Raw genomic sequence first — 21,030 nt, forward strand, 5'->3', positions numbered from 1 at the left:
TGTGTGGAGTCTTTTGGGATCAGTCGTAAGAAACCTTGCCGCGGCCCTTCTTGATGTCGGATCGTCCGGACTTGGCCTTGAGGCGGCGTTCGACGGAGCCTTTTGTGGGCCTGGTCTTCTTGCGTGGCGGCGGTGGTGGTTCGGCAGCTTTGGCAATAAGCGCGATCAGCCGTTCGCGCGCGTCCTCGCGGTTGCGCTCCTGGGTGCGGAAACGATTGGCCTCGATCAGAATATCGCCGTTCTTGGTACCTTTCTGTCCGGCAAGCTTGAAGAGCCGTGACAGGATATCTTCCGGCAGGCCTGCTCTCACGGCATGAAAGCGCAGCTGTACGGCAGTCGAAACCTTGTTGACGTTCTGACCGCCCGGCCCGGAGGCACGAATGAAGCTCTCCTCCAGATCGTCTTCACGGATCGTCAGGCGATTGGTAATGCGGATGATGTTCCGGTTCTCTTCCATGACGAGGAGATATACCGCTTTGTATCCCTTATACAAAAGAAAAACCCGGCCTTTCAGCCGGGCTCTCCCTCCTCCTCAGGATGGTAAAAGCATGTCTCCAAAAAGTGGGAACCGGTTTTTGGATAAAGACATGCGTAGAAAAAGCTATTCCGCAGCGATACGGATCGCTGGCGCTGCGTCCTTTACCTCGTGATCGACATGGCTTTCGAATTTTTCGAAATTCGTGACGAACATGTCGACAAGCTTCTTGGCCTGCGCGTCATAGGCAGCCTTGTCGGCCCAGGTCGAGCGCGGATCGAGAATGGACGTGTCCACACCCGGTACGTCGACCGGAACCGCGAAGCCGAAATTCGGATCGATGCGGAATTCGGCATCGTTCAGCGAACCGTCAAGCGCGGCGGCGAGCAGAGCGCGGGTTGCCTTGATCGGCATACGCTTGCCAACGCCGTAAGCACCACCCGTCCAGCCGGTATTGACCAGCCAGCAATCGACCTTGTGCTCGGCGATCAGCTTGCGCAGCAGGTTACCGTATTCCGACGGATGGCGCGGCATGAACGGTGCGCCGAAGCAGGTCGAGAAGGTCGCTTCCGGTTCGGTCACGCCCTTTTCGGTACCGGCGACCTTGGCCGTGTAGCCGGACAGGAAGTGGTACATGGCCTGTGCTGGCGTCAGCTTGGCAATCGGAGGCATTACGCCGAAGGCATCGGCAGTGAGCATGATGATGTTCTTCGGCTGGCCGCCCTTGCCCGACTTCGATGCATTCGGGATGAAATCGAGCGGATAGGCGCAGCGGGTGTTTTCCGTCAGCGAGCCGTCGTCGAAATCCGGCTGGCGGTTCTCATCGAGAACGACATTTTCCAGCACCGTGCCGAAACGCTGCGTCGTCGCGTAGATTTCCGGCTCCGCTTCGGCGGACAGACGAATGGTCTTGGCATAGCAGCCGCCTTCGAAGTTGAAGATGCCATGCTCGCCCCAGCCATGCTCGTCGTCGCCGATCAGCGTACGGGTCGGATCTGCCGAAAGCGTGGTCTTGCCGGTGCCGGACAGGCCGAAGAAGACGGCGGTGTCGCCGTTCGGGCCTTCATTGGCCGAGCAGTGCATCGGCATCACACCCTTCGCAGGCAGGATGTAGTTGAGTGCGGTGAAAACCGACTTCTTCATTTCACCGGCATAGGAGGTGCCGCCGATCAGCACGATCTTGCGGGTCAGGTCGACCGCGATCACGGTTTCGGTGCGCACGCCATAGCGTTCCGGATCCGCCTTGAAGGTTGGCAGGTCGATAATCGTCATTTCCGGCACGTAGGAAGCAAGCGCTTCCTGTTCCGGACGGATCAGAAGATTGCGAATGAACAGCGAATGCCAGGCATATTCGGTGATGACGCGGGCATTGATCTTGTTGTCGGCATCAGCGCCGCCGATCAGGTCCTGAACGAAAAGCTCCTTGCCCTTCGCATGGTCGATGAAATCGGCATAGAGCAGCTCGAAGGCCTCGCGGCTCATCGGCTTGTTGTTGTCCCACCAGACATGATCTTCCGTGTCGGCATCGCGCACGACGAACTTGTCTTTCGGCGAACGGCCCGTGTGTTGTCCGGTGCGTGCGACAAGCGCACCCTGCGCCGACAGTTCGGCTTCGCCCCGGCGAACGGTTTCCTCATAAAGCCGGGCGGCCCCAAGGTTGTAAAAGACTGCGGAGATTTCCTTCAGTCCTGAAGTGGCAATGGAAGCGGCCGTGTTGTGAATGCCGGTCTCTCTCATGATGTCTCCGCCATATGGTTTGACAATTGATCGGTCTCTTTCGCGCCTACCAGATTGATCGCGAAACTGAGGATGGCAGTCAGAAACAGATTAATCGTGGCAATTCAAATATTTAATCGATTTAAAATTTTTGAAATTTTTTTAAATCGTTTAATCTATGCGTTATGAGCTGTGAGTTTCGGGGAATGAAGGTCGGGCTGGCATTAACCAAAGCGCGATTCGGAGAGCGTCGTTTCGCGGCTTCTTCCGGTGCTGCCACATTTTGTACCTAATTTGTACTGCACAAGCAGGCACATTATACTAGTATCGATGTGTAATAAGGCGCTCGATCTATAACCCGCCAGTCTCTGGCGGCTGAAAGACGTCACCAGCCGGATATTCCGGTTGGCTTAGTTGAAGGAGAAAGGTTCGCATGAAGGAAGCCTCGGCAACGCAGACAATTGCGCTGGTCGACGACGACCGCAACATCCTGACCTCCGTGTCCATCGCGCTGGAATCGGAAGGCTATCGGGTCGAAACCTACACCGATGGCGCGTCCGCGCTGGACGGTCTGATGGCGCGTCCGCCCAATCTTGCGATCTTCGATATCAAGATGCCGCGCATGGACGGTATGGAGCTTCTGCGCCGTCTGCGCCAGAAATCCGACCTCCCCGTCATCTTCCTCACGTCCAAGGACGACGAGATCGACGAGCTTTTCGGCCTCAAAATGGGCGCGGATGATTTCATCACCAAGCCGTTCTCCCAGCGCCTTCTGGTCGAGCGCGTCAAGGCGGTGCTTCGCCGGGTTGCCGCACGCGACGGCACGGCCAAGCCGACCGGGCAGCAGGCCAAATCGCTTGAGCGCGGCCAGCTGGTCATGGATCAGGAGCGTCACACCTGCACCTGGAAGGGCGAGCCGGTAACGCTGACGGTCACTGAGTTCCTGATTCTTCATTCGTTGGCACAGCGTCCGGGCGTCGTGAAAAGCCGTGACGCCCTCATGGATGCGGCCTATGATGAGCAGGTCTATGTGGATGACCGTACCATCGACAGCCATATCAAGCGCCTGCGCAAGAAGTTCAAGGCGGTTGACGACGATTTCGAAATGATCGAAACGCTCTATGGCGTCGGCTATCGCTTCCGCGAGGCTTGATAGATAATTACATATCGCCAGTCCGTGAGGTCTGGCGGTAGTTTAATGAGAGCAGACAGAGCGACATGGTCGCAGAAACCGGGAACGACGGCCTTATCGGCCAGAAATCGGATTTGCGCGAACGCAGGGCCCGGCGGCAGCGCTCGGTGTTCTGGCGTCGCTTCTTTGCGCCCCTGCGCAAGTTTCTCGGCCAATATCTGTTCTCGAGTCTGACGCGCCGTATCCTGTTTCTCAATCTGGCGGCGCTGGCGGTTCTTGTTTCCGGCATTCTCTACATGAATCAGTTCCGTGAGGGGCTGATTGATGCAAAGATCGAAAGCCTGCTGACGCAAGGCAAGATCATTGCAGGCGCCATCTCGGCTTCGGCGACCATCGATACCAATTCTCTGATGATCGACCCGGAAAAGCTTCTGGAGCTTCAGGCCGGGCAAAGCCTGACGCCATCACCGGATTCGCCCGACAATTGGGAATTTCCGATCAATCCGGAAAAAGTTTCTCCCTTGCTGCGCCGGTTGATTTCGCCGACGAGCACGCGGGCGCGCATCTATGATCGCTACGCCAATATGTTGCTCGATTCGCGCGCACTCTATTCACCAAGCTTCCCTTCGGCGGGGCCTGTACTTCGCTACGACCTGCCGCCGATCGAGGAAGAGACGCCGACCATCTGGGAACGGGCCGGGACGTGGATTTCGCATCTGTTCTATGGTGGAGGCCTGCCGGTCTATCAGGAACAGCCGGGCGGTAACGGCCTTGCCTATCCGGAAATCGTCAAGGCGCTGGCCGGTTCGCCGCAAACAGCGCAGCGACGCAATGAAAAGGGCGAGCTGGTCGTTTCGGTTGCCGTCCCGATCCAGCGCTCGCGTGCAATATTGGGTGTACTCCTGCTCTCCACCGAAGGCGACGATATCGACAAGATCGTGCAGGGTGAGCGCATGGCGGTTTTCCGCGTGTTCGGCGTCGTTTCTCTGGTCATGGTCATTCTGTCGCTTTTCCTCGCATCGACGATTGCAAGCCCGCTGCGCAAGCTTTCTGCTGCGGCAGACCGCGTTCGCCATGGTGTGAAGAGCCGTGTGGAAATTCCCGATTTCTCCGAACGTCAGGATGAGGTCGGCCATCTTTCCACGTCGATCCGCGAAATGACCGATTCGCTCTATACCCGTATCGAAGCCATCGAAAGCTTTGCCGCCGATGTCAGCCACGAGTTGAAGAACCCCCTCACCTCGCTGCGCAGCGCTGTCGAAACCCTGCCGCTCGCCAAGACCGAAGAATCGCGCAAGCGGCTTCTCGATATCATCCAGCACGACGTTCGCCGCCTCGACCGCCTGATTACCGATATTTCCGACGCTTCGCGTCTCGATGCGGAACTTGCGCGCGAACATATCGACCGCGTCGACATGAAGACGCTTCTGACCAATCTCGTAACGGCAGCGCGCGAAGTGCGCCGCAACAAGGTCGGAACGGAAATCGTCTTCGATACCGGCAAACTGCCTGCCGGAAAGAAGGGTTTCTATGTTGCCGGTCACGATCTGCGTCTCGGTCAGGTGGTGAGCAATCTGATTGAAAATGCCCGTTCTTTCGTGCCGGACGATACAGGCCGCATCGTCGTGTCGCTGAGTGGCGAAGGCAGTCGCTTGCGCGTGCTTGTCGAGGATAATGGTCCAGGCATTCCGATCGAGAATATCGAGCGCATTTTCGAGCGATTCTATACGGACCGTCCGGCCTCGGAGGCTTTCGGCCAGAATTCCGGCCTCGGCCTTTCGATCAGCCGCCAGATCATAGAAGCGCATGGCGGCACGCTGACTGCAGAAAATATTGTCGATCCGGCAAGGCCCGACCAGTTCAAGGGTGCGCGCTTCATTGTCGACCTGCCTGCAAGCCCATGACGCCTGAAGAGGAAAAAAGCGGGCTTCATGCGACCACGCTTCAGGTTCAAGGCCGTGGTGTCATGATCATGGGGCGTTCCGGCGCGGGCAAGACCGAACTCGCGCTGACACTTGTGGAAAGAGCCCTCCTTCGTGGAGAGGTTGCTTCACTGGTCGCTGACGACCGCACATTGCTTCATGTGGAAAGCAGCAGGCTGATCGCCAGCGTTCCAGCCGCCCTTGCTGGTGGCGTGGAGATTCGCGGCGCGGGGCTTTTCAAGGTCGCTTTTGCGGAGGCCGTTCCGCTTTATCTCGTCGTCCGGCTTGTGGATCGTGACGAGGCCGAACGCTATCCAAGTGGTGAAATGTGGGAATTCGAGGGCATCTCACTGCCCCGACTTCTTTTGCCGGCTTTGTCGTCGAATGGCGATTCCAACGCGCTTTCGCGGGCCATCGAAGCCACCTTGTTCTATGAAAAATGGCCCTCCTCCGAGGGCTGAAACAGGCTTCGTTACGAATCGGCTAATATTTCACAGCGCTGCGGCATTTTGCTTTTTTAGTGGCAGCGTGGAAATTTTTCACTTGCTATCAAGATTTGCGCTGCCAAGATGCACAACTCGCCGGCGCTTTTCCGGCGTGGTTTCAGTGCCATCTGACACTCTGGCGGGGTGATGCGGCGGGCACGCGACGGGAGCTTTTATAGTATGATCGGACTCGTGCTTGTCACGCACGGAAGGTTGGCCGAAGAGTTTTTGCATGCTGTTGAGCATGTAGTCGGGCCGCAAGACAATTTCGAGACCGTTTGCATCGGTGCCGAAGACGATATGGAACAGCGTCGGCGGGATATCGTTGATGCGGTGGAACGCGCCGATAATGGCAGCGGGGTCATCATCCTGACCGATATGTTCGGTGGTACACCGTCCAATCTCGCCATTTCCGTCATGAAGGAAGGCAAGGTCGAAGTCATCGCAGGTGTCAATCTGCCGATGCTTATCAAGCTGTCGAGCGTCCGCATCGGGGGCGACATCAAGACAGCCCTGCGTGAGGCGCAGGATGCGGGGCGCAAATATATCAATGTTGCGAGCCAGGTCCTGACAGGAAAGTAATTCATGCACTCCAGCGTGCCCGTTACCGGTGAATACGAACCCGAAACTGCAGTTTCCCGATCCTTCGAGATCGTCAACAAGCGCGGACTTCATGCCCGCGCTTCGGCCAAGTTCGTGCAGTTGGTCGATGGTTACAATGCGCATGTCCGCGTGAGCAAGGACGGCATGACCGTTGGCGGCACGTCGATCATGGGGCTGATGATGCTCGCCGCGTCACCCGGCTGCTGCATCGACGTTAGTGCCTCCGGTGAACAGGCCGATGCCGTGTTGGAAGCCTTGCAGACACTCATCGCCGACAAGTTCGGCGAAGAATGCTGAAGAACAAGACTGTGGCCGCCGTGGGAGATCTCAACAATCCGGTGGCCGTTTTTGATGCAGGGATCGGCAGCTATGCTCTGGTTGAACTGATCAGGCGCAGCCAGCCGCAGCGCGACATCATCTATTTTGCTGATCGGGCCAGTTTCCCCTATGGCGCCAAAAGCCGCGATCAGCTGCTTTCCATCATGCGCAGCACGATCCAATACCTCACAAGCCTTGGCGCTCAAACAATTGTCCTTGCTTCCAATGCGCCCTCGGTCATGGTCCTCGACACATTGAAAAGCGAGTTCGCTGTACCGGTTTACGGCGTAGCGCCGCCGGTACGCACTGCCCTTGCGGCAAGCCACAGCGGCAAGGTTGCCGTTATGGGTGTGCGTTCGATGATCGAGAGCGAAGAACTTGCAGATTTTGTCCGAACACAGGCCGATAACCCAGGCGATGTCGCTCTGATCAATGCGTCTGCGATGGTGGAGCTGGTGGAAAATGGCGCTTTTCTTCGGCAACCGGACGAGACCGCGCAAAAGGTCGCCGCATTCTGCGATGACATTGCTGCCAGCTACCCTCTCATCGACACGCTGACACTTTCCAGCACCCATCTGCCATGGCTCAGACCGTTTTTCGAAACGGCCCGTCCCGGCTGGCAGTTTCTTGATCCGGCGGATGACGTGATCGCTGCACTCCCGCAACCCGAAGGCGGCTCTGGTCGCACAGTTGCCCTTGTCACGAAAAGCGAAACCTATCCCGTCGCCGAGTTTCGCCACATGCTCGAAATATTGCAGGTCGACCTTCCTTTGACGGTCATTGACCCCGTGTTCGACAAACCTGTCTGATATGCACGTATAAAGATTTCTTTATATTGCGTTGTGCTTCTGGCGGCGATCTGCTAGTCAAGGCGGCAGCCGGAGCGCTTTCCCGTGTGGAAAGCCGCCCCATATTGGAATGCAATCCCGGCCGCTGATTACATCTTTATCGAGCTGGAACTGCCTTTATTGGAGCACGCGATGACCGCAAGCCAAGATTTTGTCGTCAAGGATCTTAGCCTGGCCGATTGGGGCCGCAAGGAACTCGATATCGCAGAAACCGAAATGCCGGGCCTGATGGCTGCCCGCGAGGAATTCGGCAAGTCGCAGCCGCTGAAGGGCGCGCGCATTTCTGGATCGTTGCATATGACGATCCAGACCGCCGTTCTGATCGAAACGCTGCAGGCGCTGGGCGCTGAGGTCCGCTGGGCCTCCTGCAACATTTTCTCGACGCAGGATCATGCGGCTGCCGCGATTGCCGCCACCGGCACGCCGGTTTTCGCCATCAAGGGTGAAACGCTTGAAGAATACTGGACCTATACGGACCAGATCTTCCAGTGGCCGGACGGCGAACCGTCCAATATGATCCTCGACGATGGCGGCGACGCCACCATGTATATCCTCATCGGCGCGCGCGCCGAAGCAGGCGAGGACGTTCTGTCGAATCCCGGTTCGGAAGAAGAGGAAGTGCTTTTCGCGCAGATCAAGAAGCGTATGGCTGCAACGCCGGGCTTCTTCACGCGCCAGCGCGACGCCATCAAGGGCGTGACGGAAGAAACCACCACCGGCGTCAACCGTCTTTACCAGCTGCAGAAGAAGGGCCTCCTGCCCTTCCCGGCCATCAACGTCAATGACAGCGTCACCAAGTCGAAATTCGACAACAAGTACGGCTGCAAGGAATCGCTCGTCGACGGCATTCGTCGCGGCACCGATGTCATGATGGCTGGCAAGGTTGCCGTCGTGTGCGGTTATGGCGATGTCGGCAAAGGCTCCGCCCAGTCGCTCGCTGGCGCAGGCGCACGCGTGAAGGTTACCGAAGTCGATCCGATCTGCGCACTTCAGGCTGCAATGGATGGTTTCGAAGTCGTAACCCTCGACGATGCCGCTTCCACAGCCGATATCATCGTGACCACGACCGGCAACAAGGACGTGATCACCATCGACCATATGCGCAAGTTCAAGGACATGGCGATCGTCGGTAATATCGGTCACTTCGACAATGAAATTCAGGTGGCGGCACTCCGCAACCTGAAATGGACCAACGTGAAGCCGCAGGTCGATCTGATCGAATTCCCGGACGGCAAGCGCATCATCCTGCTTTCCGAAGGTCGTCTGCTCAATCTGGGCAATGCAACCGGCCATCCGAGCTTCGTCATGTCGGCTTCGTTCACCAATCAGGTTCTGGGCCAGATCGAGCTCTTTACCCGCACCGACGCTTACAAGAATGAAGTCTATGTGCTGCCGAAACATCTCGACGAGAAGGTCGCGCGCCTGCATCTCGACAAGCTCGGCGCCAAGCTGACTGTGCTTTCCGAGGAACAGGCTGCCTATATCGGCGTCACTCCACAGGGCCCGTTCAAGTCGGAACACTACAGGTATTAACCATACGTTAAGCATTGCACTACATGTTGAGACCGGGCGGTTGACAAACTGCCCGGTCTTTCTTTTTGCGTGCAAGATGCTTCACGTGGATTCGCCGGAAGGGTATTGTGTAGGCGAATCAAGGTGTTTGAGCGGGTGTTTGCGTTGTGCGTTTTTTGCCGGTTGTGGCGGGAAGCGACAGGACGATTCATCCCCTAAATGCCACGCATCGGCTTGAAAATCGAAATCGATTTTTGGAAAGCACGATGCGTAGATTTAACAGATAGAGCGTCCTTTGTGCGCCCACAAAGGCGCACGGCGCTCTAAAACGGGCTGACCTTCGTGCACTGTGGCGGCGTGCGTATGGTCGGGCTTTGATGTGTATTGAAGTGTTTTAATACGGCCGGTCTGCCTTCGTGGCGGTTTTCATGGCCGGGTGGCGGAGAAAAGGACAACATGCCAGATTTCGGCGCAACGGGGATTTTGCGGAATGTTTCCGCAATCATTACTGGCAGGCAATGGCTTCCTGCCGCCCATGTTGCAAAGCCGTTCGCATGGCTTGCTCCGAAAAAAGCCCTGATGAAGGCTTCTGTTTCTCTTTCGACGCTTTTCGCAGCAGTGCCCGCTTTCGCACAGGGCGCGGAATCGGCGCGTATCGCCCTGCCCTTCGGCGGCGGCAGTATCGGCGCTTTCGAGGTTATCCAGTTTTCCATGTTCCTAGGCGTGATGGGCGCAGCGCTACTTTCTGCGGGCTGGCTGATCCGCGAACGGTCGCGCGTTGCCGCAGAAAACAAGGAACTGCGTTCCAAATTCGCCGACCTCAATCTGGTCGCCCAGCGCAATGAAGCCCTGCTTAACCTCAAGGATCAGCGCATCGTGGTCTGGGATGGCCATAGCACGCGCGCTGAAGTCGTCGGACTGTTGCCAGACGATAGTGCGGCCCCGCAGGATCGCTCCACCTTTCTGGCATTTGGCCGCTGGTTGCGCCCGCAATCGGTCGTGGCGCTTGAGCGCGCCATTGGAATGCTACGCGAACAGGCACGGTCTTTCGATCTCACAGTTGAAACTGTCAACGGCACTCTGCTCGACGTGCGCGGACGCACATCGGGGGGCTTTGCTGTTGCCCGGTTCCTCAGCCTGCAGGGCGTGCAGGCGGAACGCGCGGCACTGCAGGCGCAGAACCGTGAATTTTCCGAGCGTATCGAGCTTTTCCGGCGTCTTCTCGACCGGATCGACCAGCCGGTATGGACCCGCGACGCTGGTGGTCGCGTCGAATGGGTCAACGCCGCCTATGCGCAGGCAGTCGATATGGCGGATGGGAGCCAGGTCATTTCAGAAGGGCGCGAGCTTTTCGGCGCGCAGGCACGCCAGCGACTGGAGCGTGATCGCTTTGCCGAGCCTGTCCTGCAGGAACAGCTGACGGCTGTGGTGCATGGTGATCGCCGTTTGTTCAACGTGACGGATGTGAGTGCTGAAACGGGTTCTGTCGGCCTCGGTTTCGACCAGACCGAAGTACAGGCGGTGCGGGAAGAACTGAACCGCACCATGAAGAGCCATGCCGAAACGCTCGACCAGCTTTCGACCGCTGTGGCGATTTTCGATCCCGAGATGAAGCTGCAATTCTTCAATCAGGCTTTTGCCAAACTCTGGTCGCTCGATACGGCATGGCTGGAATCGCAGCCGAGCAACACATTGATCCTCGACCGCCTGCGTTCGGAAGGCAAACTTCCAGAGCAGCCGGAATGGCGCAAATGGAAGGATTCGGTGCTTTCTGCCTATCGCGCAGTCGAGCCGCAGGAACATATGTGGCATCTGCCGGATACGCGGACGATGCGCGTCGTCGCCAATCCGCATCCGCAAGGCGGTGTGACCTGGTTCTTCGAGAACATGACCGAGAAGTTCGAGCTCGAAGGCCGTTACAACACGCTCATCAAGGTGCAGGGTGAAACGCTCGACCATCTGGCGGAAGCCGTGGCGGTGTTCGGCTCTGATGGCCGCATCCGGCTTTCCAACCCGTCCTTCGCCGATCTTTGGGCGCTGCCGATGCCGCTCATTGTCGAAGGCACGCATATTTCGTCGATTGCCAGGATTTGCGGTGAGCGCGGCGGCAACGGATTGTGGGATGATTTCGTCTCCACCGTCACTGGCTTTCTCGATACGCGTGACGGGCGCATGGGACAGGTGGAGCTGGACGACGGCACCATTCTTTCCTTTGCCGTGGTGCCACTGCCGAAGGGCCAGACCATGCTGACCTTCATCGACGTCACCGACACCGTGCGCGTCGAACGGGCGCTGAAGGAAAAGAACGAGGCGCTGGAACTGGCCGACCAGATCAAGAACGATTTCGTTCAGCACGTTTCCTACGAACTGCGTTCGCCACTCACAAACATCATCGGCTTTACCGAGCTGTTGCAGACACCGGCTTTCGGGTCGCTCAACGAGCGCCAGATCGAATATCTCGACCATATCAGCACGTCGTCATCGGTCTTGCTGACCATCGTCAATGATATTCTTGATCTCGCAACGGTCGATGCAGGCATCATGGAATTGGAGGTCGGTGAGGTTTCCGTCGTGGAAGCGATTTCCGCTGCCGCCTCCCGTGTCGGCGAGCGTATGCGCGACCACGATATCGGGCTCGACATCGACATTGCCGACGACGTGGATGTATTCAAGGCCGATGCAAACCGCGTCCGTCAGGTACTTTTCAACCTCCTGTCCAACGCCACCAACTATGCGCCGGAAGGCTCCAGCATCCAGCTGCAGGTGGCGCGCGAGGGGTCGGAAGTGGTCTTTGCCGTCCACGATGACGGTCCCGGCATGCCCGGAGAAGTGCTCGACACGGTTTTCAAACGCTTCCAGTCCTATCCGAATGGCGGTCGCCGTCGTGGTGCCGGCCTCGGACTTGCCATCGTCAAGAGCTTTGTCGAGCTGCATGGCGGGTCGGTCGATATCGATACGGGTTCCGGTCGTGGAACAACGGTCATTTGCCGTTTTCCGTCGGAAACACGTAGCTTCCGCGTCGCTGCCGAATAAGGTAAAGGGTGCCCATGAGCGCCTCACAATCCAGTATCAGCTATTTCTTGCCCGACGAAGCTGCAACACAGCGTTTCGGCGAGGATTTCGCCCTCGCCCTGCAGAAGGGCGATCTTGTCACGCTTTCCGGCGATCTGGGGGCGGGAAAATCCTCGCTTGCCCGCGCTATCATCCGGGCAATTGCTGATGATGAAGGGCTGGACGTCCCAAGCCCGACTTTCACGCTGGTGCAAAGCTACGAGGCCCTGCGCATTGCTGTTGCCCATGCCGATCTTTACCGTATTTCACACGGTGAAGAACTGGATGAGCTGGGACTGCCGGAGTTTCTTGAGGATGGCGTGGTTCTGGCCGAATGGCCGGAGCAGGGCGAGGGTTTCCTGTCTGAACCGTCTTTTGCCGTCACGCTGAGCCACGAAGGGGCAGGGCGACGTATTAGCGTGTCGGGACCAGTGGCCGCGATCCAGCGGCTGGAACGCAGCCATGCGATACGCGCATTTCTGGACCTCCATGGCCGTGCCGATGCAACGCGCCGCTATTTGCAGGGCGATGCGTCACCACGCAAATACGAGACGATCCGCACGGCTGCCCACGGCGTCGAGATTTTGATGAATGCGCCGCAGATGCCCTATGATCCGCCGCTGCGTGACGGAAAAACCTATCGGCAGATTGCGCATCTTGCGGAAAACATCCTTGCCTTTGCTGCCATTAATGGGCTTCTGGCAGGGCAGGACTTCCGTGTACCGCAAATGCGTGCCGCCAATCTCGATGCCGGGTTCCTTATTCTTGAGAACCTCGGAACCGAGGGCGTGCGGGCATCGTCCGGTGAACCTGTCGCCGAACGCTATGAGGCCGCCGGACGCTTTCTGGCGCATCTGCATGGTGTTTCCTGGCCAGGCCATGCACCTGTGGCGGGGCATCCCGACCACATCATCGCCGGTTTCGACCGTGATGCGATGATGATCGAGGTCAGCCTCATCGGCCAGTGGTACGCGCCGCGCATGATGGGAAGGCAACTTACAGACGCAGAAAAGCAAGCTTACGAAGCCGCATGGGACCACGTGATCGCCGACATTGCCGATGTTGAGAAGAGCCTGCTCTTGCGCGACTATCATTCGCCCAACCTGTTCTGGTTTCCAGAAGCGGAAGGCAAGGACAAGATCGGTGTCATCGATTTTCAGGATGCGATGATTGGACCGGCAGCCTATGACGTGGCTTCGCTGGCCCTCGATGCGCGTGTGACGATTTCGCCGGAGCTGGAACAGGCTGTGGTCGCAGCCTATTGCGATGAGCGTTGTGCGCTCGGACATGCGTTCGACGAAGCTTTGTTCCGCAAGGCCTATGCGGCCATGGGCGCACAGCGTAACGCCAAGCTGCTCGGTCTTTTCGTGCGGCTCGATGAGCGTGATGGTAAGCCGGATTATCTAAAACATCTGCCACGCATTCATGACTATCTCGGCCGTGTGCTGAAGCATTCGGTCATGGCGCCAGTGGCGGCGTGGTTTGAGGAATTGGGATTGATGCAGCAGGAAGAGGCCGCGCAATGAAAATGCCTGAAATGGTCCCGAAGACGGCTATGGTTCTTGCCGCCGGACTTGGCAAGCGCATGCGTCCCATCACCGAAACCATTCCTAAACCGCTGGTCAAGGTGGCGGGCAAGCCCTTGATCGACTGGGGGCTCGATGCGGCGGCGCAGGCAGGTATCGGCACGGCAATCGTCAATGTGCACTATTTAGCCGGCCAACTGGAAGCGCATCTTCGTGACCGCAACGATCTTGAGATCGTGATTTCGGACGAACGCGAAATGCTGCTCGATTCCGCTGGCGGCATCGTGAAGGCGCTGCCGATACTCGGAACAGAACCGTTTGTCATATTGAATGCCGACACATTCTGGGTAGGCGACGAGAAAGCTCCTAATCTGTTGGCGCTCGCTGACGCTTGGGATGCCGACCGAATGGATATTCTCCTGATGACGGCACGTCTCGATCAGGAAACGGGTTATGAAGGCAAGGGTGATTTCGTTGCCGACGAAAACGGGCATCTGCGCCGCGCACGGGACATCTCCGGCGAGCCGGTGATCTATGCGGGAGCAGGGATCATCCATCCTCGTATCTTCGCTGGCGCGGAGCCCGGTGTGTCCTCACTCAACCGCTATTTCGACGAAGCGATTGCAGCCGGTCGCCTTTATGGTATGCCAATGACCGGACATTGGCTGACCGTCGGAACGCCGGACGCGATCGGCGAGGCGGAGGCAGCGCTTACCGCATTTGCATGAGGAGGTAGAACGCATGAGCGCAAGACGGCCCAGAGATGGGAAACAGCGCCTGTTTTCAATTCCTCCCGGCACGCCGTTTCTGCCTGCTTTTGCAAAAGCGCTTCTGGAAGGACGGCTGGTCGAAGGTTTTCCCGGCAATCCGTCCGATCCGCTGGCATTGGCCAATGCAACCATCTATGTGCCGACACGCCGTGCGGCGCGCGCGTTGAGATCGATACTCGTCGATAGGAATTCGACAAAAAGCGCTATTTTGCCGACGATAAAGCCGCTCGGCGATGTGGATGAAGATGCAGCTTTCTTCAATGCAGGCTCGTCGGGCGTCTTCGATATCAATCCACCGATCGGTACAGCGGAGCGGCTTCTGCTTCTAGCGCGATTGATCCGTCCTTGGCGGGAATCGCTGCCTTCGCATGTGCGCGCCCTTTTCGGTGTTGACGACGTTTCCGTTCCGGCAACGACTGCCGATGCGATCTGGCTCGCCCGCGATCTGGCAGGGCTGATGGATCAGGTCGAAACTGATGGGGCTAAATGGAGCGAGCTTGCTGGAATTGCTCCGGAAGACCTTGCCGACTGGTGGCAGGTTACGCTCGGTTTTCTCAACATCGTCACCAATCTGTGGCCGGATATTCTGGCGGAACGCCGGCTTTCGAATCCCGCTGCGCATCGCAACGATCTCATCTGGAGCGAAGTGAAGCGGCTGCGCGCCCATCCGCCAGCCGGGCCGGTTATCGTTGCCGGTTCCACCGGTTCCATACCGGCGACGGCGGAACTGATTTCCGCCATTGCGGACTTGCCGAATGGCGCGGTGGTGCTGCCGGGGCTGGATCGCGATCTGGATGATGCAGCTTGGCAGATGCTGGCATCGGCAACCGATAATCCTTCGACCTTCGGTCATCCCCAGTTCGGTTTGCGCAAGCTTCTCGATGCAATGCAGACATTGCGTGCGGATGTGGAACATCTGGACGATATGCCTGCCTCCAAGCGTCTGCGCGAACGGGTGGTCAGTGAAGCGCTTCGTCCGGCGGAAACGACCGATGCGTGGGGACAGCTTGCACGCGATCCCGATATGCAGCCGACTGCGTTGCGGCAGGCGGCGCAGACTATTGACCTGATTGAAACCGCGAATGAGCGGGAAGAGGCGCTTACTGTGGCTCTCGTCTTGCGCGACGCGATCAATGATGAAGGTAAAACAGCCGCGCTTGTTACGGCAGACCGCAATCTGGCGCGGCGCGTGGTGGGTGAACTTGCCCGTTTCGGCATTGATGCCGACGATTCCGGCGGACGGCATCTGCGTGATGTCGAGACCACGACATTGCTACGGCTGCTGGTGGAGACCGTCTTCAACCCGGGCGACCCGGTTGCGTTGCTGGCGCTGGTCAAGCATCCGCTGCTGCGGCTGGAAGCTCCCCGCATCGAGCGACGCCTTGCTGCCGAAACCCTGGAACTCATCGCCTTTCGCGGTGGCACGGGCCGCGCATCCGTGCTCGATCTTCCTGCATTTTTCGACCGGCGGTTGGAGGAAAGTGCCGGCCAGCCATGGCAACCGGCATGGCACGACACGGTCACACCGGACATGATCGCCGCTGCCCGAAATCTTTGCGAAAGCCTATCGAACGCGATGGCACCATTGGTACCTTTCGTTATCGCTGGACGCAGGACCGAGATCGGTGAAATCGCGCGTGCTACGGTCGAAGCATTGGAAAATCTCGCTCGGAATGAAAAGGCCAGCATCGCTCCTTTCTATTCCGGTGAACGTGGCGAACAGCTTGCCACCTTTTTGCGTGGTCTGGTTTCGAGCGAAGCTGGGCTCGACTTTGAAGCGTCGGAATGGCCAGCCGTACTGGATGCCCTGATGGCGGGCGAGACGGTCAAGCCGCATCCGGGCGGTCATCCGCGCCTCTTCATCTGGGGTGCGCTTGAAGCACGCCTGCAAACCATGGATACGGTGGTGATCGGCGGCCTCAACGAGGGAAGCTGGCCTGCACGCACCCACAACGACCCATTCATGTCACGTCCCATGAAGTCGATGATCGCGCTCGATCCGCCCGAACGCCGCACCGGCCTTGCCGCCCACGATTTCCAGATGGCGCTTGGCATGGATCATGTCGTGCTGACGCGCTCGCAGCGTTCCGACAATGCGCCGACGGTGCCATCGCGCTGGCTGCAGCGGCTTGAAACTGTGCTGGGCGCGGATGTGACCGCCGAAATGCGCAAGCGCGGGGTTCGTTTCATCCAGTGGTCACGCGAAATCGATCAGGCGCCCGACGTGCCTTTCGTGAAAAGGCCACAGCCTGCGCCGCCGGTCCTTGCGCGCCCGAAGCATTTTTCGGTGACGGAAATCGAAACGTTGCGCCGCGATCCCTATGCGATCTTCGCCAAGAAGATATTGAAGCTGCGGCCGCTGGAGCCGTTGATCCGCGACCCGGCTGCAGCCGAACGCGGCACTTTGTTCCACGATATTCTGGGCCATTTTACGCAGGAGGCAATCGATCCGCTGGCTCCCGACGCTGCAGAGCGGTTGATGGAGTTGGGGCGCGTCCTCTTTGCCGATATGGATTTGCCGACGGAAATAGAGGCCGTTTGGTGGCCGCGCTTCACCGCGCTCATTCCGCAGTTTCTAGCTTGGGAACGCGAGCGCGCCTACAATGTCCAGACCCGCTTTGCGGAGATTTCATCCGATAAACGCGAGGTCGAAGGGCTTGGCATTACGCTTTCCGGTCGTGCTGACCGCATCGATCTGATGCGTGACGGGACAGCGGAAATCATCGATTACAAGACCGGATCGACACCATCGCCCAAACAGGCGCATGTGCTGCTATCGCCGCAGCTGGCGCTGGAAGCCGCACTTCTGGTGCGCGGCGCGTTTCGGGAACTTGGCTCGGTCCGTGCATCCGATCTGACCTATGTGCGTCTCAAGGCGGGCGGCGAGGTGAAGCCGGAATCGATCCTCAAGATCGGACGACCGCCATCGGAAAAAACTGCACCGGCTCTTGGCGAGGAATCCTGGCAGCGGCTGGCGCAATTGCTCGTCGAATATCAAAAACCGGAAAAAGGCTACCTGTCGCGCGCATTGCCGTTTCGCGAGACGGACCTGACGGGTGATTACGATCATCTGGCGCGAGTACTGGAATGGTCTGCCGGGGGCGATGCTGGCGGGGAGGGCGGTGAATGAAAAAGGCACCCATTATCCCCGAAGAAACGCTACGGGCACAGAGCAACGCGGCAAATCCGGCGGCTTCTGTCTGGGTGTCCGCCAATGCGGGTTCCGGCAAGACCCATGTTCTGACCGAACGTGTTATCCGCCTGCTGCTGGAGGGTACTGATCCTTCCAAGATTCTCTGCCTTACCTACACCAAGGCGGCTGCGGCGGTGATGCAGAACCGCGTGTTCATGCGGCTTTCAGAATGGGCTGTCCTGCCTGACGAAGAACTCGCCGAACGTCTGAAGTCGCTTGAAGGCCGCAGACCGAACGATGCTCGTCTTGCAGCAGCGCGACGGCTGTTCGCCCGTGCGCTCGAAACACCGGGCGGGCTTAAAATCCAGACCATCCACGCTTTCTGCGAAGCGATCCTGCACCAGTTCCCGCTTGAGGCGAACATTGCCGGTCATTTCGAGATGATGGATGATTTGATGCAGGCAGCCCTTGTCGGCGAAGCACGGCGCCAACTGCTCGAAACCGCGCATGGCGGCGGCGATATTGATCTCGCAGCGGCCTTTGCTGATGTTCTGCAGGCATCGGGCGAGATGGGGCTTCAATCGCTTCTGGATGAGGCCGTAAGCAGGCGCAATGGCCTGCAGACCTATATCGCCGAACTGGGCGTAGCGGCGCATCGCAGCGAAGCTCTGCACCGGGCTTTCCGCTTCGATCCGCAAACCAGCGAAGACGATCTCATCGCCGATCTCTGGCCGATACCGGAATTTTCCGACGATGCGCTCGAGCTCATCATGTCGATCCAGAAGGGTGCGTCGCGCGCGCAGGATTTTGCGCTGCAGCTCCGGCGTTTCGAAAAGGTGACGAGCCAGCGTGACCGCGAGGCCGTGTTGCGCGCCGCGTTTCTGAAAACTACTGGCGAGCCGAAATCCGGTTCCTATGTCGGCTCGGCGGCGGTCAAGAAACTTCTGCCGGATTTCGAAGAGGATTTTGACGCGGCAGCCGCGCGTGTCGAACAGGGTCTTGATCGGCTGAAGGAATTGCGTCTGGTGCGGCTCAATCTGGCCGCGCTGACGCTGATCGACAATCTGCTGCAACGCTATCACGACCTGAAGCGTCAGCGCGGCCTGCTCGATTTCGAGGATCTCATTACCCGGACCGTGGCGCTGCTCGCCCGCAACGGGGCAGGGCAGTGGGTTCAGTACAAGCTCGATCGCGGCATTGACCATATTCTGGTCGACGAGGCGCAGGACACCAGCCCCGACCAGTGGCAGGTAATCCGCATGCTGTCGGAAGAGTTTTTCTCCGGCGTCGGCCAACGCAATATCAGCCGCACGCTTTTTGCCGTTGGTGACGAAAAACAGTCGATCTATTCGTTCCAGGGTGCCGTGCCGGAGGATTTCGCGGCGCAGGGGAGGTCGGTCAGTCTTCGTGCGGAAGATGCCGAGCTGAAGTTCGAGCGCGTCAGCCTCAATTTCTCGTTCCGATCCGCACCCGATGTCTTGCAGGCGGTGGACGAGGTTTTTGCGAGACCCGAGGCCAATCGAGGCCTTGCAGGCGCAACGGTACATGAAGCTATTCGTTCCGATGCGCCGGGCGAGGTGGAAATCTGGGATATGCTGACGCCAGAAGTGGTGGAAGAGCCGGACGACTGGCGCGAGCCGGTCGATCATCTGGCAGCACCTGCCGTCCGGCTGGCGGATCAGATCGCGGCCACTATTCGTCACTGGCTGGATCGCGGCGAACCTATTCCGGGCCAGAACCGGCGGATCATGCCGCGTGACATCATGGTTCTGGTACGAAAGCGCGACCAGTTCATGCCTGCTTTGTCGCGGGCGCTGAAAAACCTGTCCGTTCCGGTAGCAGGTGCAGACCGCTTGCGGCTCACCAGCCATATTGCCATTCAGGACCTGATGGCACTCGGTCGTTTCGTGCTTCAGCCTTCGGACGATCTTTCGCTGGCATCGGTATTGAAAAGCCCGTTATTCGGCTGGGATGACGACCGGCTGTTCGAGCTTGCCCATCCGCGCGGTTCAGGCCTCACATTGTTCGAGCGGCTTTATCAGGTCTCGCGCGGCGATGCTGCACTGGCCGAGGTGCACAAGACCTTGAGCCGCTGGCGCAATATGGCCGACACGATGCCGGTGTTCGAGTTCTATGCACGGATATTGAGCGCGGACGGTGCGCGGCGAAAACTTCTGGCGAGGTTGGGGCCGGAGGCGGGCGATATCATCGACGAATTCCAGAATTATGCGCTTTCAGCCGAGCGTGCCGGTCTGCCCGGCCTGCAAGCCTACCTTGAAACACTGGAAGCGGCATCGCCGGAAATCAAGCGTGAACTTGATCAGGGGCGCAATGAAGTGCGCATCATGACTGTCCATGCCGCCAAGGGGCTGGAAGGGGCAGTGGTGTTTCTCGTTGATCCGGGAAGTGCGGTCTGGACTGGCAGTCGTGCGCCAAAGCTCATTCCTTTTGACTTTTCGAATGATAGTCCGTCGGTGAAAGGCTATCTCTGGCAACCGAATGCCGGATACCAGACCGGCTTCACGACCGCTCAGATCGAGAAGCTGAAAACGCGGGCGGAGGAAGAATATCGCCGCCTGCTCTATGTCGGCATGACGCGCGCCGAAGACCGGCTCATCATCTGCGGCTATCGCGGCACGCGTGAAAGCGGCGAAACATGGCATCGCCTTGTCGAGGATGCGTTGGCCACCAAGGCCGAGACATTCGTGCACCCCGTGCTGAAAGTCGCCGCAAGGCGCTATCGCAACACACCGCGCGGAATGGTCGATATTGCTGAGCAGGATAGAACCGAAGATCATGCGCTGCCATCATTTCCAGATGAATATAGAGAGCCGATAAAGCCGGAAATCGGACTGCCGCGACCGCTGGCGCCGTCCGGCGCTTCTGCGCTGATCGAAGCGGATGAAGAACCGCCGCTCGATTCGTTTTCGCCCGTTCTGGGACCGGGCAATGGGACGCCAGCCTTTGCGTTGCGACGCGGCACGGCGATCCATATGCTGCTGCAATATCTGCCGGATGTCCCACAGGATGGGCGTGAAACGCTGGCACGCGACTATCTTGGGCGGATTGCTGCCGACTGGCCGGAAACGGAGCGCCAGATTGCCTGGCAAAGCGTCAGGACCATTCTGGACGATCCCACCTATGCACCGGTCTTTGCGGAAGGCTCGCGCGGGGAAGTTGCCATCATGGGCACGATCGAGCTTGGCGGGCGCGATCATGCCGTGTCCGGTCAGATCGACCGCATCAGTGTTGGCGAGGATCGTGTCCTGATCATCGACTACAAGACCAATCGACCGCCACCGAAAACCATCGAGGCGGTTCCTTTCGCCTATCGGGCGCAGCTTGCGCTTTATCGCGAGTTGCTGGCCCCGCTCTATCCGGGGCGGATTGTCGAAACGGCGCTTCTGTTCACCGAAGGTCCGTTTTTGATGCCGCTGCCGGATGTGGTTCTGGACGAAGCGCTGCAGTCTCTGAAAGACTCTCAAGGAAAGGTGACGAACCAGAACTTGACGGATGGCAGCAGACGCGCCACATGATAT

The 21,030-nt window shown here is 58.6% G+C and carries 14 protein-coding genes; 12 read left to right on the plus strand and 2 right to left on the minus strand.

Features of this window, described 5'->3' with window-relative positions; translation table 11 throughout:
• Positions 1-19: 19 nt before the first annotated feature.
• The gene (gene arfB / locus KWJ32_RS05675) at positions 20-457 is read right to left on the minus strand and encodes an alternative ribosome rescue aminoacyl-tRNA hydrolase ArfB (protein WP_256885952.1); all 438 of its coding nucleotides are present in this window, start codon (positions 455-457) and stop codon (positions 20-22) included.
• A gap of 144 nt (positions 458-601) precedes the next feature.
• Entirely contained in the window at positions 602-2,212 is a 1,611-nt protein-coding gene (locus KWJ32_RS05680; RefSeq protein WP_012091053.1) for a phosphoenolpyruvate carboxykinase, read from the minus strand.
• Between the two features lie 412 nt (positions 2,213-2,624).
• Here KWJ32_RS05680 and KWJ32_RS05685 point away from each other — a divergent pair, with 412 nt between their 5' ends.
• The 12 genes from KWJ32_RS05685 (at position 2,625) to addA (ending at position 21,027) form a co-directional block, all read left to right on the plus strand.
• The gene (locus KWJ32_RS05685; RefSeq protein ID WP_006468074.1) at positions 2,625-3,344 is read left to right on the plus strand and encodes a response regulator transcription factor; all 720 of its coding nucleotides are present in this window, start codon (positions 2,625-2,627) and stop codon (positions 3,342-3,344) included.
• 65 nt (positions 3,345-3,409) lie between these two features.
• On the plus strand, positions 3,410-5,227 hold the full coding sequence (locus tag KWJ32_RS05690) for a stimulus-sensing domain-containing protein (RefSeq protein ID WP_010657678.1): 1,818 nt from the start codon (positions 3,410-3,412) through the stop codon (positions 5,225-5,227).
• Entirely contained in the window at positions 5,224-5,706 is a 483-nt protein-coding gene (locus KWJ32_RS05695; RefSeq protein ID WP_012091052.1) for an ATP-binding protein, read from the plus strand. Before KWJ32_RS05690 ends, KWJ32_RS05695 begins: the two co-directional genes overlap by 4 nt.
• A 204-nt stretch (positions 5,707-5,910) precedes the next feature.
• Positions 5,911-6,312, plus strand: a complete 402-nt coding sequence (locus KWJ32_RS05700; RefSeq protein WP_006472522.1) for a PTS sugar transporter subunit IIA — start codon at positions 5,911-5,913, stop codon at positions 6,310-6,312.
• Positions 6,313-6,315: 3 nt separating this feature from the next.
• Positions 6,316-6,630 (plus strand): HPr family phosphocarrier protein, encoded by a 315-nt coding sequence (locus KWJ32_RS05705; RefSeq protein WP_010657680.1) that lies wholly within the window; start codon positions 6,316-6,318, stop codon positions 6,628-6,630.
• Positions 6,624-7,460: an aspartate/glutamate racemase family protein gene (locus tag KWJ32_RS05710; RefSeq protein WP_151609658.1), complete on the plus strand. Its 837-nt coding sequence runs from the start codon at positions 6,624-6,626 to the stop codon at positions 7,458-7,460. The genes KWJ32_RS05705 and KWJ32_RS05710 overlap by 7 nt, the downstream gene beginning before the upstream one ends.
• 171 nt (positions 7,461-7,631) lie before the next feature.
• Positions 7,632-9,032 carry an adenosylhomocysteinase gene (gene ahcY, locus KWJ32_RS05715; RefSeq protein WP_012091050.1) on the plus strand — a complete coding sequence of 467 codons (1,401 nt, stop codon included), beginning with the start codon at positions 7,632-7,634 and terminating at the stop codon, positions 9,030-9,032.
• A gap of 558 nt (positions 9,033-9,590) precedes the next feature.
• Positions 9,591-12,044 (plus strand): PAS-domain containing protein, encoded by a 2,454-nt coding sequence (locus tag KWJ32_RS05720; RefSeq protein WP_231771495.1) that lies wholly within the window; start codon positions 9,591-9,593, stop codon positions 12,042-12,044.
• Positions 12,045-12,058: 14 nt separating this feature from the next.
• Entirely contained in the window at positions 12,059-13,588 is a 1,530-nt protein-coding gene (tsaE, locus tag KWJ32_RS05725; RefSeq protein ID WP_040129065.1) for a tRNA (adenosine(37)-N6)-threonylcarbamoyltransferase complex ATPase subunit type 1 TsaE, read from the plus strand.
• A complete protein-coding gene (locus KWJ32_RS05730; RefSeq protein WP_012091047.1) occupies positions 13,585-14,316 on the plus strand; it encodes a nucleotidyltransferase family protein in 732 nt (243 codons plus the stop codon). The genes tsaE and KWJ32_RS05730 overlap by 4 nt, the downstream gene beginning before the upstream one ends.
• 13 nt (positions 14,317-14,329) lie before the next feature.
• Positions 14,330-17,488 carry a double-strand break repair protein AddB gene (gene addB, locus KWJ32_RS05735; protein ID WP_151609661.1) on the plus strand — a complete coding sequence of 1,053 codons (3,159 nt, stop codon included), beginning with the start codon at positions 14,330-14,332 and terminating at the stop codon, positions 17,486-17,488.
• Entirely contained in the window at positions 17,485-21,027 is a 3,543-nt protein-coding gene (gene addA, locus KWJ32_RS05740; RefSeq protein WP_012091045.1) for a double-strand break repair helicase AddA, read from the plus strand. The genes addB and addA overlap by 4 nt, the downstream gene beginning before the upstream one ends.
• The last annotated feature ends 3 nt before the right edge of the window (positions 21,028-21,030 follow it).

Origin of the sequence: Ochrobactrum sp. BTU2 (assembly GCF_024539785.1) — a bacterium.
GTDB classification, from domain to species: Bacteria; Pseudomonadota; Alphaproteobacteria; order Rhizobiales; family Rhizobiaceae; genus Brucella; species Brucella anthropi.

What these genes read in the sequence shown, in the direction of transcription:
- addB (WP_151609661.1), top strand. Translation starts at nt 14,330, where the DNA reads ATGAGCGCAAGACGGCCCAGAGATGGGAAACAGCGCCTGTTTTCAATT.
- KWJ32_RS05700 (WP_006472522.1), top strand. Translation starts at nt 5,911, where the DNA reads ATGATCGGACTCGTGCTTGTCACGCACGGAAGGTTGGCCGAAGAGTTT.
- KWJ32_RS05730 (WP_012091047.1), top strand. Translation starts at nt 13,585, where the DNA reads ATGAAAATGCCTGAAATGGTCCCGAAGACGGCTATGGTTCTTGCCGCC.
- ahcY (WP_012091050.1), top strand. Translation starts at nt 7,632, where the DNA reads ATGACCGCAAGCCAAGATTTTGTCGTCAAGGATCTTAGCCTGGCCGAT.
- KWJ32_RS05685 (WP_006468074.1), top strand. Translation starts at nt 2,625, where the DNA reads ATGAAGGAAGCCTCGGCAACGCAGACAATTGCGCTGGTCGACGACGAC.
- KWJ32_RS05695 (WP_012091052.1), top strand. Translation starts at nt 5,224, where the DNA reads ATGACGCCTGAAGAGGAAAAAAGCGGGCTTCATGCGACCACGCTTCAG.
- tsaE (WP_040129065.1), top strand. Translation starts at nt 12,059, where the DNA reads ATGAGCGCCTCACAATCCAGTATCAGCTATTTCTTGCCCGACGAAGCT.
- KWJ32_RS05720 (WP_231771495.1), top strand. Translation starts at nt 9,591, where the DNA reads ATGAAGGCTTCTGTTTCTCTTTCGACGCTTTTCGCAGCAGTGCCCGCT.
- arfB (WP_256885952.1), bottom strand. Translation starts at nt 457, where the DNA reads ATGGAAGAGAACCGGAACATCATCCGCATTACCAATCGCCTGACGATC.
- addA (WP_012091045.1), top strand. Translation starts at nt 17,485, where the DNA reads ATGAAAAAGGCACCCATTATCCCCGAAGAAACGCTACGGGCACAGAGC.
- KWJ32_RS05680 (WP_012091053.1), bottom strand. Translation starts at nt 2,212, where the DNA reads ATGAGAGAGACCGGCATTCACAACACGGCCGCTTCCATTGCCACTTCA.
- KWJ32_RS05705 (WP_010657680.1), top strand. Translation starts at nt 6,316, where the DNA reads ATGCACTCCAGCGTGCCCGTTACCGGTGAATACGAACCCGAAACTGCA.
- KWJ32_RS05710 (WP_151609658.1), top strand. Translation starts at nt 6,624, where the DNA reads ATGCTGAAGAACAAGACTGTGGCCGCCGTGGGAGATCTCAACAATCCG.
- KWJ32_RS05690 (WP_010657678.1), top strand. Translation starts at nt 3,410, where the DNA reads ATGGTCGCAGAAACCGGGAACGACGGCCTTATCGGCCAGAAATCGGAT.